Origin of the sequence: Roseibium sp. SCP15 (assembly GCF_040329435.1) — a bacterium.
Classification (GTDB): Bacteria; Pseudomonadota; Alphaproteobacteria; order Rhizobiales; family Stappiaceae; genus Roseibium.
On the sequence record NZ_JBDZYI010000004.1, the window covers coordinates 549,594 to 562,843 of the forward strand.

The following is a 13,250-nucleotide window of genomic DNA, read 5'->3' on the forward strand; positions in this document are numbered from 1 at the left end:
GGGACCTGTACCTTTGTTCGTTGCGAAAAGAATAAGGCGGGGACATGCATCCCCGCCTTGATCTTGATCAGACTTTCCTTCTGCCCTTACGCGATATCGCGGCGGGCAAAGGACATGGACCGGTAGCTGGTCTTGTAGGGCGATGTACCGATCTTGCGGATACGGCCGACACCCATCTTGTAGTTGTAGTTGCCGCTGATCCAGTCGACGACGCGACCCGACAGTGCGTTTGCGGGCTGTGCGGTGTGCAGGAAGTCCATATATAGGAGCCCCTTCTTCACGGCCGGCGTGACAATGGCAACTGCGGTGATTGCACCTTCAGTCAGTTCGATGTGGCCATGCTCCATCAGCTTGGTGAAGGTGAAGTCGTCGCCTTCAACACCGAGGATGGTGTCCTTCTGAACCGGGATTCGGTCAGAGTACATCATGACATAGTCGCCGTTTTCGATACCACGCTCTGCCGCATCATCCGGATGGATTTCCACCCAGTTTTCCGGCCAGCGCTGCACGATGTACGGACGGCGGCGATCGTCGTAGCCGGACTGCCAGCGCTCGTTGATACGGCCCGAGGTGACCCACAACTCGTCGTCCTTCGGCTTCAGCCATGCCCAGTAGTCGGAGAACAGGCTCCATGGGGACTTCTGGATGTTGCACTTGCCGGTTTGCGAGTTGAAGTGCGTCAGTTTCTTGCCAAGGCGGTTTGCACCGGATGGTCCGTCGACCGGAAGCTTGCGTTCCGTGTCGTGCAGACGCTTGGTGCCGACCAGTGTGCCGTCGTCCTGAAGCAGGACCGGGCCCTGGATGCCGTTGGTGCCGAATTCTGCCAGCTTCTGGTGAAGCGTCTTGCCTTCGCGCTGAGCGACGACCTTGACCATATGGAAGTCCTTGCGGCTGCCGCGCGAGAAGCGGGAACCTTCTTCCAGAACTTCGTTGGAGTTCTTCCATTCAAAGCCCTTGTAGCCCATGGCCGTTGCCAGCTTGGCAATGATCCACCAGTCCGGCTTGGCTTCACCCGGTGCGTCGTAGAACTTCGGATAGAGCCGGATACGGCGCTCGCCGTTGGCGCGGGTGAAGGTGTCTTCGCCCCAGCCGGCAGCCGGGAAGACGATGTCGGCATATCGGGCACCGATCGGATCGACCAGGTAGATGTCCTGGTTGACGACGACCATACCGCCACTGTCCACACGCCGTTTGAGCGTGTCGATGATCTCCTGCTTGTCGAACGAGCTGATCTGGTGCGGATTCTGCACAGTCAGTTCGTCGAACTTGGCACCAAGGGACTGGGAGCCGCACATGGACTGGATCCAGGTGTTGCCGATCACATGGGCAAAGCGGGTGTGGCCGGACATCAGGTACCTGTCGGTATCCATGGCGCGACGACGGCGGCCCGGCAGTTTCTCAGGCGACTTGTTGCGAGGATATTTGCCACCACGCAGACCGCCACGCTGGTGACCGCCGGCACGGCCGATGACCTGGCCCGGACGGCCGCCGGCACCGACGATGATGCCGAGTGCGGAAATCGCCTGGGTGTTGCCGGTGTTGTTGGACCAGTAGAAACCCTTTTCGATCATGACCGAAGTCTTCGGACGGGAACCGTCTTCCTTGGGCTTCGCCATCCACTCGGCGGCGGTGTAGATCTTCTCGACGTCGATCTGGGCGATTTCGGCTGCTTTTTCCGGAGCGAACTCGTCCTGGGACAGGAGCCACTTCTTCCAGTCATCGAAGCCGGCAGTCTGGAACTTGCCCCAGGTGGTGCGCCACTGCCAGGGAGTGTTACGCGTACCCTGGCCGAAGCCGGAGGAGCTTTCCCACTTGTTGTTGACCCACTTCTGGATCCAGTCGCTGTCTTCCCAGCCATTTTCCACGATCACGCGGGCGATCGCGTTGACGACGAGAAGGTCGGTGCCCGGCTGAATGTCCAGCCACATGCCACCGTTCTTTTCAGCGTAGGCAATGCCGCCGGTCTTGCGTGGAACCATGAAGATCGCCTTCTGGCCGTTCTGGATGCCTGGCATCATCCAGTCGGTGAAGAGGATCGTTTTGGTTTCATACGGGTCGGTGCCGCAAACGAGCAGGGTTTCGGCGTCTCTCCAGTCCTCATAGGACGGACCGAAGTTGTCGAATCCGGCGTCGCGGAAGCCCGGTGTGGACGTCACGTCGGACGGCGTGTCGTGGAAGGTGAAGTTCGCCGTGTTGACGCTGTTCAAGGCATATTTCGTGATGGCGTAGGTGTTTTCCATGTAGCCATACGAGAAAGTCTTGACGCAGTAGGCGTTCTCACCGTGCTTCTTGATCACGTACTTGCCGACTTCCGCGGCAATCTCCATGGCGAAGTCCCATGTGACCGGCATCAGGACGCCGAACATGCGGACCATCGGAGATTTCAAGCGGTCGCGGGTCGGGGTTTGCGGGTTGTAGACCTTCTGCGCGATCGCACCGCCGCGGATGGAGGAGTTGCCGTTCGGATTGACGAACTCGGCATCCTTGTCCGGGATGATGATGACGTGGTGCGGTTCACCGTTGTGCAGGACAACGTTGTACTGGTTCGGAGCGACCCAGGGGCCGAGCGGGTCGACCGGGAAGTCGACGCCGAATGCGTTTTCTTCCGCCTTTTCGCCTCCGACCTTGCCGCCTTTAACCGGCCAGCGATAGATCTTGTACCCGCAGGCCACAATGCAGTAGTCGCAGGCCGTTGAGATCACATCCGCATCTACCGGCGGCAGAGGGATATTCGTCTCTGGGATATAATAGGGTGTGGACATTATCGGTCTCCTCAGCCCTTGAGATTGTCGTAACGGCCGTAGATCAGGCCGAACATTCCGACGGCGTAGATGTCATCTCCATCCAGCTCGAGCAGAACCTGCGGCAGGCTCTGATAGGCTTGTCCGGAAATGAAGATGCCGTGACGGGTCAGATCGAATGTGGTCAGGTGCAGCGGGCACGGACCCAGAACCTTGTCCTGAGACTTGTAGGTGCCCTGCAGTGGACCGCCCTGGTGCGTACAGGTGTAGTTGAAGGCAACCACGTCCTTGTCCGGGCCGATGCCGCCACCGGCCTCGCGGCCGAGTTTCACAAGCATCGATTCCGAATACGCGCCATCATCCGGGTAGGTGAAGTCGAGCGGCTCGTCTTCCTTCAGTTCCGACAGCTTGCCGATGTGTTTGCGCTCGTAGGTCGAAACGACAGCCGGGACCTTCGCCGAGGCAGGGCCGGACTTCAGCGCCACCATCACCGTAAAGGTGGTGATGCCCGACGTCAGTAGAAACTGACGGCGGTTCATCAGGCAGCGCTTGCCGGTCTTGGCAATTTCGGTCGGACCGTTGATGGCTTCGACCAGAGCCGGATCAAGTGGTTTTTGGTGCTTCGTCATAATCCGTCTCCTTAATTCGAAGCCGCCGGAAGCACGTCATATTCGGGAAGCTCAGGCTCCTCCATGACCATGCGTTCACCGGAAAGGCTCTCCAGGAAGGCTACAAGATCGGCTTTTTCCTGATCGTTCAGACCGAGCGGCTTGATCAGCTCACTCTTGGTCTTGGCAAACTGGTTTTCGCCGCCGCCCTGGTTGTAGAATTCAACCACGTCTTCCAATGTTGCGATCATGCCGTTGTGCATGTAAGGCGCGGTGTACTTGGTGTAGCGCAGGGAAGGCACACGGAACTTACCGAGGTGTTCCTTGTCCTTTGCACGGAAGTAGACGCCCGGATCGTCCTTGTAGGATCGGTACATTTCTTCCGTGGAGCCTTTTGCATAAAGCTCGTAACGGAAAGTAATCTGGGCGAGTTCGTCGGTTTCCCAGCCGTCATACGGGGGAACGCCAAGGTTGTAGTACTTCTCGTTGGTGAGAAGCGCGCCGTTGTGGCACTCGGAACAACCGGCCTTGCCGGCGAACAGTTCCAGGCCACGCTTCTGGGCGTCGTCCAGGGCGTTGTCGTCACCGCGCATGTAGTTGTCGAACGGTGTGTCCGTCTGGACGAGAGTCCGTTCAAAAGCGGCAATGGCCATCCATGCGTGGCTCAGGCGCGGATACTCCGTGCCGAAGACATCCTTGAAACGCTCGCGGTATTCCGGGATGAAGGCAAGACGGGATTCCATCATGTCGTCTTCACCGTTACCGGCAACGGCCCCCTTGGCAGCCGACTTGGCCTGAGCTTCCAGAGACTTGGAAGAACCGGCCCAGAACAGGTTGCCGTAATAGGCGGAGTTCACGATGGTCTGGGAATTCCGCCAGTGAACTGTGCCGGGATATCCAAGGGATATCTTGTCCGGGAAGTCCCAACCGGCATCCGGAAGGTGACAGGCCGAGCAAGGCATTGCGCCGTTGCCGGACAGACGCGGATCGAAGAACAGCAACTTGCCGAGTTCGATCTTCTCAGGTGTTTGCGGGTTGTCAGCCGGGATGGGCGGGTCACCGAGCGGTGCCAGTTCGGCAGGCCGGTCGGCAGCAATGGCTCCGGTGGCGATCGCAAGCACGGAAGCGCCTGCAAGAGCCCATGCGGAGACGGTTTTCTTCATGGCTTTTGACATGATCCTGTCTCCTCAGTTTGTCGCGTTTTTCCAGTCGGGAACGACTTCGTATTCGTAGTCATCCTGTTCCCAGACATAGGCGGGTTGGTTGTAGCTGGTTCCGGAGAGAGACTTCAGGAACTCGACCAGGTCGGCCTTTTCGCCACGGGTCAGCCCGAGAGGCTTCAGGCGCGGGTCCTTGTTCGGGTCGTCACCGCCACCCTGATTGTAGAATTCAACCACATCTTCCAGGGTCGCCAACATGCCGTTGTGCATGTAAGGCGCGGTGTAGGTCAGCTCGCGCAGGGTCGGCGTCATGAAGGTCCGTTTGGAGCCTTCCTTGTGATCGCGGACGTAAGCCCCAAGGTCTTCGCGGATGTTCATGTAGTTTTCGACACCCATGAACTTCGCATAGCCGACAAAGGTCTGGTGGCGCAGCGGATCGGACCAGATGTCCGGATTGTTCGGAACGCCGATGTTGTAGGGCTGATCATCGGTGAAGCGGTCACCGGAGTGACAGTCGGTACAACCGGCTTTGCCCTTGAAGTTCACGTAACCGCGCTTGGCGGCTTCGCTCATTTCACCGGTGTCGAACGGCGCGCCGGATGAGGCGATTGATTTCAGGAATTCCTGAAGCGCGGAACGCGCGCCACCGTTGGACGGTTCGCCCTTGCCGGCGGCCTTGAACATTTTGACATAGACCGGATCCTGCTTCAGACGCTCCTGCATCATCCGCATGTCCATGTTCATGATGTAGTCTTCCGTGATCATTTCACGGGACACGTCGTTCAGGTTGGTGCCGAGGCGGCCGTCATGCATCCACGCCGCGCGCTGGCCGACATTGGCCAGGGTCGGGGTGTTGCGGAAACCTTCCGAGCCGCTGTAGGCCGTCGAAAGGGCTTCGCCATCGGTGAATGCGAGGTCCGGCTGGTGGCAGGACGCGCAGGAAAGATTGGTGTCTCCAGACAGGCGTGTATCGTAAAACAGACGCTTGCCCAGTTCGGCCAGCTCCGCATTCACCTCCAGCGGCGTGACCGGGCCCTGATCAGCTGACCAGGCGGCCGTGGTGGCTAAAAGCAGAGCTGCAATACTTGCAGTTAGGCGCATAGGACCCTCCGTTGTGGAGGGGAGCATTAACAATCAGACGGCCCAAGGCCGGGGCGTCCTGCTTCTCCCCTACTGCGGCCAGTATTCGCCTTTCCGGAAGAGGGGCATTGATTGCAATCAGCGCTCGCGGTTTTTGTGTATTCCTACGTATGTTTTAGGAGGTTGCTAATTAATTTCATGAATTCGAAAGTACTTAAATTTCAATTATCTGTGTTGATTGAGCAATGTCAAATCAGACAGGTAGGCGTGCTCCTATACTCCGCCCGACTTTAAAGGGGGCAATGTATGCGATCTCTAGGCGGGTTGGAGGTTTGTGGCTATAGCGAAGCAAGTCGCGAAGCGGAGAGTGCTTGCGGTTTGCAGCAGAGCTGCGGCTTTCATGCGCAGGCCTGCATTTGCACGGAATTGAGATCGGCTTTCGGGGCTGAACTCCCTAAAGGGGCGCACCGGTTCGCGCTCGATGCCGGCCAGGAGATAGAGCCGGTCACGCTGCCCAATTCTCCCGTTATCGGTGTTCTGACCGGGTCCGTCGGCATCGTTGCCCACCTCAGTGATGGCAGGCGCACAATCACCGGACTGTTCTTTCCCGGTGATTACATCAATCTTGCTTCTTTGCACCGTCAGCTGAATGGCGAGATCATCGCTCTTTCCCCGAGTGCGGTGCAGGTCATGGAGCAGCCGGTATTCGATCGGTTGCTGCGCATGTCCAACATTACCCGCGAGCATTTCCTGGATCAGACGAACAGCTTTCTGTTTCAACTCCTGGACCACAGCAACGATCTGGCAAAGAAGACGCCGATTGAACGAATTGCGGCCTTCATATTCGAATTGAAGAACCGGACGCTGCCGAGGAGAAGCTCTCAATTCAATACTGTCGCCATTCCATTCGGGCGTCGGGATATTGCCGACTATCTCGGTCTCCAGCCGGAGACCGTCAGCCGTGGCTTCACAACCTTGACCCACGAGGGTGTCATCAGTCTGCCGGAAGCCGATCTGGTGACGATCGAAGATGTTCACCGCCTCAGGCAAATCGCCAATGGCGGCCGACCGCGCAAACGCGGTGTTTGAGGAGCAAAGCTCATGAATGAAGCGAAACCTCTTGCAGGCATAAAGTACGGATACGGGCCGGAGGTCGATCCGGCGCTGGACACGTTTGTCCAGCAACTCCGGTCCCTGGGAGTGTCCATGGTGGGATGCCTGCAACGGCAATTGCCGGATCCGGGCAGCTGTTGCCCGATCTCCCACCTCGAGGATCTTGCCAGCGGTGACAGTACCCGCATTACCCAGCCGCTCGGCTCCGGATCCACCGGCTGCCGCCTGGATCCGGGCGCCCTTGCTAATGCTGCCGAGAACCTGTCGCGACAGTTGGAAACACGTCCGGACGTCCTGATCCTGAATCGCTTCGGCCGGGGCGAATCGGAAGGCCGCGGGTTCAGACCCGTTATTGAGCGGGCCGTTGAGTTGGGAATACCGGTCCTGACCGCCGTGAAGCAGCGTTATGTCCCCGAGTGGGAAGCCTTCAGTGCGGATCTGGCCGCTGATCTTCCCGCCGAGCTGGAACAGCTCATGGCCTGGTTGATGCCGCAGCTGCCGCAGCATCATTCGATTTCAAGCAAGGAACAGGTTTCCCTATGACGAAGATCGTGTTTTCAACCTTGCGCGCGGCTGTGGTCGCTTTGCTGCCGATCCTTCTGCTGCCTTCTGCCGCCGCCGCGCAATCCAACGGTCCTGAGCAGGAAATTGACCAGGTCAGTGACCCGACTGCGGAATTTGTCCTCGACATGTTCCGGTTTGAACCCGACTTCGTCAATTTGCCCGTCGGTGGTCGCGTGACTTTCAATAATTCCCGTGGTCAGCACACGGTCAAGAGTGTGAAGGGGCTGATCCCTGAAGGTGTCGAAAAGATCTCAATTGCCAACACATCATCTGAAACCAGGGTCATGGATGTTCCGGGGCTCTATGTTTTGACCTGCAAGGTCCACGGGCGCTACGGCATGGTCATGCTGATTGCAGTTGGTGAACCTGACACCTGGAAAAACCCTCCTGCCAGCTGGACAAAGTCGCTGCCGGGGCGCGCAGGCCAGAAACTCGATCTTCTTCTGAAAAAGCTGGAAGAAAACCAGCCAAGCTGATCGCGCCACGGTCAACTTGTCACCCAGAGTATTGTGGAAGTGATGCGGTCCACAGAAACGAACTGACGATAAACGCGAAAAATCCCATGGTTGACGCCACATATTCCTGCAGCGCACTCAAGGACCAGTTCGGACGAACAGCCAACTACCTGCGCCTTTCAGTAACCGACAGATGTGACTTGCGCTGTACCTATTGCATGGCGGAAAACATGACGTTCCTGCCGCGCAAGGATGTTCTGTCGCTGGAAGAGCTGTATCGGCTGTCGACCATTTTCATACATCACGGTGTTCGCAAAATCCGGCTGACAGGCGGTGAGCCGCTCGTTCGCAAGAATGTCATGAGCCTTTTCGAAAGCCTCTCCCGGCATCTGGAAAGTGGAGAACTGGACGAGTTGACACTGACGACAAACGGTTCGCTGCTGTCACGTTATGCCAGAGGCCTCGCGGCATGTGGTGTCAAACGGGTGAATGTGTCCCTGGACACCCTGGATGCCGAGCGGTACCGGACGATCACCCGCTGGGGCAAGATCGATCGCGTGTTTGCCGGTCTCGATGCTGCACAGGACGCCGGTTTGAAGGTCAAGCTGAACGCAGTGGCTCAGAAGGGGCAATTCGAGCGTGAGCTTGACGATCTGATCCATTTTGCCCACGGCCGGAATATGGATCTGACCCTTATAGAGGAAATGCCGCTCGGCGGTTCGGCATCCGGCCGCAGCAACAGTTTCCTGTCGCTTGCGGATCTCCGTCAGAAGCTGGCAGCCCAATGGACGCTGGAGACATTGGGAGAAACGACGGGTGGCCCTGCGAAATATGTCCGGTTGCGAGAGACCGGTGGGAAAATAGGCTTCATCACACCGATGTCCTGCGACTTCTGCTCGGACTGCAATCGCATCCGGCTCAGCTGTACGGGGCAGTTATACACCTGCATGGGGCAGGAGGGCGGTCTCTCTCTGCGCGATGCCCTGCGGCAGTCCGATGGCAACGAAACAGTCGCCCAACTGATCCGCAAGAAAGTCTTCGAAAAGCCTCGGGGACATGAATTCCATATTGGCGAGCACGACGTGAACGGTATCACCCGAGCCATGTCGACGCTTGGAGGATAACCGAAGATGCGCATCACGATCCTGACAATCTCCGACCGGGCGAGCCGCGGTGAATATGAAGACATCAGCGGTCCGGCAATCGAGGACTGGCTGAAGAAGACCGTATCCACGCCGATCGAGATCGAACGCCGAATTGTTTCGGACGGTGTGGAAGTGGTGCGGGATGCCCTCGTTGAACTGTGCGATCAGGAACAGGTCGGTATGGTTTTGACAACGGGGGGCACAGGCCCCGCGCCGCGAGACCTGACACCGGAAGCCATGCAGGCGGTTATCACGAAGCCGCTTCCAGGCTTCGGCGAATTGATGCGGCGCACCAGCCTCAACTATGTTCCGACGGCAATTCTCTCGCGGCAGGAAGCGGGTGTGCGCGGCAAGACCTTTGTTTTGAACCTGCCCGGTTCTCCGGCAAGTATCGAGGTTTGCCTCAACGCGGTCTTTGCTGCCGTTCCCTATTGTCTTGAGTTGATCGGTGCGGGTTTCCTGGATACGGATCCGAATGTTCTCAAGTCTCATCGCCCCGGCAAGAAATAGCCAGGCTCAGGCTCTCGGAGAGATGCCTGAATGCCTGTTGTTCCGATATTGCAAATAGGCTGGCGGAGCTCTGACCTGATCAGAGCCCCATATCCGCACGGAACGGATAGAATTTCAGGCGGCTTCCCGGATGGACATCCGTGCATTCGGCTTCCACCACCCCAAGTCCGTCAGCTTCGATCAGTGGCAACAGGCGTGCTGAGCCTGCCCGCCCTGTCTTTTCCAGAAGCGGCAGACCTTCTTCGGATGTTCCGACGATGTTGCAGGGAAAGAACTCACGGCGGCCGGGACGGCGCGACCATTCGAAGGCAGCCTTGGCATTTTGAATGAGGGCATCACGGCGCGTTGCGCCGCTGAGCCCGTCGATGATCGGGCGGCCCAGAAGCAGGAAGTCGACAAAGCAGGCAAGCGGGTTGCCGGGCAGACCGAGATAGACCGCGTTTCCTATGGTGCCGAGCGCGACCGGTTTGCCGGGTTTGATGGCCATGCGCCAGCTTTCGATGCTGCCGCCGGCTGCTATCACGGCCGGTTTCAAATGATCTTCCTCACCGACCGAAACACCACCGGATGTAATGATGAGGTCATGCGTTTCCGACGCTTTGCGGAGCGTTTCGGTAATGGCGTCCAGATTGTCGCGTTCGATGCCGAGATCGGTGACCTGGGTGCGGTTGGAAGACAGCAGGGCGCGCAGCATCGGGCGGTTCGTATCGAAGATGTGTCCGGGTCCCATTCCGACGCCAGTGTCACGAAGTTCGTTGCCCGTCGACAGAATGGCGACACGAATCTTGCGCACCACGCCGGCATTTTGAAGGCCACTGGCTGTCATGATGGCTGTGTGGCGGGCGTCGAGCCGAGTACCGGCACGCACCAGCGTATCGAATGCCTTCACGTCTTCACCGGTCCGACGGACATTGTCGCCTTCGGGAACTTCGAATGTGGGGCTGACACAGCCACCCTCGACCACTGCATGTTCCTGCATGACAACGCAGGTCGTGCCCTCAGGCACGGGAGCGCCGGTCATGATCCGCATGGCTTCGTCATCTTTGAGCGTTGTTTGAGGCGTGTCTCCCGCAGTCAGACGTCCGATGATCTTGAAGGATTTCTTGCCGCTGCCGCCAAGCGCATAGCCGTCAACGGCGGAATGATCATGGATGGGCAAGGAGAACAGCGAGATCGTATCACCACCGCTGACCCGTCCAACTGCCTCGGGGAGCGGAACGACTTCGGTCTCGGAAATCCTGGGGCAAAGCTCCAAGGCTCGCTCGATCGTCTTTTCGATGCTTGAGAGCGTCTGTCCCTTTTCCGAGTCGCGGTCGCAGCAACCGGTTTGAGCAAGCTGTTCCATTGACGTGCTTCCAGTTCAATTACCCCGGGCCGGGCCCGGCCCCAAATTAAATGGAAGAATACCGTTTTCGGAACAGAATTCTCTTGATCTCAGTCAATGGAACGGAAGGACGGATGCTTATCCCGTTCCAATCTTTTCAGGATTCGCGTGCTCAAGCGGCAGCGGCTTTTCGGGTGGCCTTGAGAATCTCTTTCAGGTTCCGCTCGGCGGAGGATACAAGCTCGGGAGAAGGAGACTTTCCGTCTGACAGAAGGCGCCGGGCGACGGAGAATGTCTTGGGATCATCGACAACTTCGACTGCCTTCAGCATGTCTCCTTTATAGTGCCAGTAGGAGATGCCGGAAGCCGATTTGCGACAAACGGAAATCATGTCCGGTTCGTAAAGACCTGCAATTTGGACAAGGTGGTCGAATTGTTCCGACCAGAATGTTGGCGTAGGAGTGTATTCCCTGTTCGCGCCAAGAATATTCTCGGCAACGGTTTCTGCCTGATCAATTGCATTCTGGACGCTTTCCAATCGAATTCTCCGGCCTTCAAAGACGAAGGCAGCACAGTCACCTGCGGCCCAGATGTTCGGCTCGCTCGTCCGCCCGAAACTGTCCACCGCAATTCCGTTGTCCAGGGACAGTCCGGCAACCTGGGCAAGTTCGGTATTGGGTACTGCCCCTATTCCTGCGACGATAATGTCGGCCGGAATACCGGTTCCGTTGCCGAGTTGCACACCGTCGACGACGGTCTTGCCAGAAAGGCGAAAGGGCCCTGCCGCCTCAATGACCGAAACGCCTTGCTCGCGATGCCAATCCGCGATGTGCCCGGACAACTCAGGTGAAGCCACTCGTTTCAGGATACGTTCCTCGCGCTCGATGACGGTGGTTTTCAATCCGCGCATTCTTGCGGTGGCAGCCAGTTCCATGCCGATGTACCCGCCACCGATGAGAACCATCGCTTTTCCGGGTTCCAGCTGAGCATGAAGATTGTTGGCGTCAGTCAGGTTGCGCAGATGAAAGAGGTTCTTGCAGTGTCTTGTGTCTTCGAAAGGCAGCCGGCGCGCGGAAGAACCGGTCGCAAGCACAAGGTGATCAAATTGAACGCGGTCTGGCCCGACCCGGATCGAGCATCCCTTCGGGTCAATCCCATCGACAATCGTCTCCAGCCGCAGGTCTACATGGTTTTCCTGCCAGAATTCGGCGGGCAGAACTGGCACCGGTGTACCAGGGGCTTCCTGCAGCAAGTGTTTTTTGGAAAGCGGCGGGCGTTCATAGGGCGGTTCGTTCTCACCTGAAAAGAGCAGGATATCGCCTTCAAAACCAAGGCCGCGCAGCTTCGAGACGACGGAAGCACCTGCCTGACCTCCACCAATGACGACAATGCGCATTATTCGGCCGCCTCTTTGGGTGAAATCGCCTCCAGAAAGTCGGCTAGCTCCTCATCGGGAATTCTTGCCGTTTCCGCTTTTGCCGGATAACTCCCGCCTCGCACGGCTTCCTTGAACGCGCTGAGTGCCGCACGCCTCTCCGATCTGACCTGTTCGTTGAGTGCATGCAGATTGCCGAAAGCCCGGGCATGTTTCGGGCTCGAGGCCTGTTCACCGCAGATGTCGTTCTGGAACAGGTAGATGACATCACCTCCGTTCCCTGATCCAAGCGACATCGTAACCAGCGACGTCCTGCGACTGATTTCCGAGAAGAGACGCTCCGGGATGACCTCGGCCTCAACGGAAAAAGCTCCGGCATCTTCCATCCGGCGGAAGGCGTTCCACAGCTCAAGAGCTTCGTCATGTGTGCGGCCGACGGCACGCAGCCCACCGTTCCAGCCGGACCTCCTTGGAACCAGACCGAGATGACACATGACGGGGATCTGCTCTTTTGCGAGCAATTCGACAATGTGTGGGCCGCGTGCGGTGTAAACGGAATCAGCACCATCCTTCATTGCCTGAAAGGCGGCTTTCAGAACATCTGCTTCCGTCGGAAAATCCGGCAGTCCGATGGCTGCAGTGAAAAACAGGTTCGGAGCTGCATCCCGTACCGTTCTTGTGTTCTGGGCATTGCCCATGATCAGGTCAATGCCGGCGTCCGAAGCTGCGGCTGCCTCTTCCGCCGAGTTGGCTGTCGTCTGTGTGAGTTTCCGTTTGCCTTTGAGCGCCTGCAGGTCCGCGACGGTGTAATTGCGCAAGGAGAACTTCGCATCCCAATCGTAAATCCGCTTCATGCCTGATCTCCGATGTCTATGAAGACGGTCTTGTGTTCCACCTTCACGGGGTAGGTCTTGAGCTTGACGCAGGCCGGGGATCGTTTCGGTTCACCGGTCCGGTAGTCAAACTGGCCGTTATGCATTGGGCATTCGATGATGTGGTCCATGACCAGGCCATCCGACAGGTGGACCTCCTCATGGGTGCAAAGACCGGCGGTGCAGAAATACTGGTCTTCCGGGCTGCGGTAGATCGCGAAAGTACGGTCCTCGTGGTCAAACCGGATGAGGTCCTCGTTCTCAACATCGTCTGCACCGCAAGCCTTGATCCAATTCGGCATG

General features: G+C 58.0%; 13 protein-coding genes. 5 read left to right on the forward strand and 8 right to left on the reverse strand.

All coding sequences use genetic code 11. The annotated features are described in order from the left end of the window. Positions 1–86: 86 nt before the first annotated feature. From ABLO27_RS22390 to ABLO27_RS22405, 4 genes are read right to left on the reverse strand one after another with little or no spacing between them, the layout of a single operon-like run. On the reverse strand, positions 87–2,762 hold the full coding sequence (locus ABLO27_RS22390) for an arsenate reductase (azurin) large subunit (protein ID WP_353035885.1): 2,676 nt from the start codon (positions 2,760–2,762) through the stop codon (positions 87–89). A gap of 11 nt (positions 2,763–2,773) precedes the next feature. Continuing rightward, positions 2,774–3,370 carry an arsenate reductase (azurin) small subunit gene (locus ABLO27_RS22395; protein ID WP_353035887.1) on the reverse strand — a complete coding sequence of 199 codons (597 nt, stop codon included), beginning with the start codon at positions 3,368–3,370 and terminating at the stop codon, positions 2,774–2,776. A gap of 11 nt (positions 3,371–3,381) precedes the next feature. Continuing rightward, the gene (locus ABLO27_RS22400; protein ID WP_353035889.1) at positions 3,382–4,524 is read right to left on the reverse strand and encodes a cytochrome-c peroxidase; all 1,143 of its coding nucleotides are present in this window, start codon (positions 4,522–4,524) and stop codon (positions 3,382–3,384) included. Between the two features lie 12 nt (positions 4,525–4,536). Continuing rightward, positions 4,537–5,610, reverse strand: a complete 1,074-nt coding sequence (locus ABLO27_RS22405) for a cytochrome-c peroxidase (RefSeq protein WP_353035891.1) — start codon at positions 5,608–5,610, stop codon at positions 4,537–4,539. Positions 5,611–5,895: 285 nt separating this feature from the next. Here ABLO27_RS22405 and ABLO27_RS22410 point away from each other — a divergent pair, with 285 nt between their 5' ends. From ABLO27_RS22410 to mog, 5 genes are all read left to right on the forward strand, one after another. Beyond that, positions 5,896–6,678, forward strand: a complete 783-nt coding sequence (locus ABLO27_RS22410; protein WP_353035893.1) for a Crp/Fnr family transcriptional regulator — start codon at positions 5,896–5,898, stop codon at positions 6,676–6,678. 12 nt (positions 6,679–6,690) lie between these two features. Continuing rightward, entirely contained in the window at positions 6,691–7,245 is a 555-nt protein-coding gene (locus ABLO27_RS22415; protein ID WP_353035895.1) for a DUF2478 domain-containing protein, read from the forward strand. After that, a complete protein-coding gene (locus tag ABLO27_RS22420; RefSeq protein WP_353035897.1) occupies positions 7,242–7,742 on the forward strand; it encodes a copper-binding protein in 501 nt (166 codons plus the stop codon). Before ABLO27_RS22415 ends, ABLO27_RS22420 begins: the two co-directional genes overlap by 4 nt. 86 nt (positions 7,743–7,828) lie before the next feature. Beyond that, positions 7,829–8,845, forward strand: a complete 1,017-nt coding sequence (gene moaA, locus ABLO27_RS22425) for a GTP 3',8-cyclase MoaA (protein ID WP_353035898.1) — start codon at positions 7,829–7,831, stop codon at positions 8,843–8,845. A 6-nt stretch (positions 8,846–8,851) separates the two neighbouring features. After that, complete coding sequence (mog, locus tag ABLO27_RS22430) at positions 8,852–9,376, forward strand: molybdopterin adenylyltransferase (RefSeq protein WP_353035900.1); 525 nt, start codon at positions 8,852–8,854, stop codon at positions 9,374–9,376. Positions 9,377–9,455: 79 nt separating this feature from the next. Here mog and ABLO27_RS22435 read toward each other — a convergent pair whose 3' ends face one another. The 4 genes from ABLO27_RS22435 to ABLO27_RS22450 form a co-directional block, all read right to left on the reverse strand. Next, entirely contained in the window at positions 9,456–10,721 is a 1,266-nt protein-coding gene (locus tag ABLO27_RS22435; protein WP_353035902.1) for a molybdopterin molybdotransferase MoeA, read from the reverse strand. A gap of 151 nt (positions 10,722–10,872) precedes the next feature. Next, the gene (locus ABLO27_RS22440; RefSeq protein ID WP_353035904.1) at positions 10,873–12,096 is read right to left on the reverse strand and encodes an NAD(P)/FAD-dependent oxidoreductase; all 1,224 of its coding nucleotides are present in this window, start codon (positions 12,094–12,096) and stop codon (positions 10,873–10,875) included. Further along, positions 12,096–12,929: a 3-methyl-2-oxobutanoate hydroxymethyltransferase gene (locus ABLO27_RS22445; protein ID WP_353035906.1), complete on the reverse strand. Its 834-nt coding sequence runs from the start codon at positions 12,927–12,929 to the stop codon at positions 12,096–12,098. Before ABLO27_RS22445 ends, ABLO27_RS22440 begins: the two co-directional genes overlap by 1 nt. Next, positions 12,926–13,249, reverse strand: coding sequence for a MocE family 2Fe-2S type ferredoxin (locus ABLO27_RS22450; RefSeq protein ID WP_353035908.1), 324 nt, complete (start codon positions 13,247–13,249; stop codon positions 12,926–12,928). The genes ABLO27_RS22445 and ABLO27_RS22450 overlap by 4 nt, the downstream gene beginning before the upstream one ends. Position 13,250: the final 1 nt, after the last annotated feature.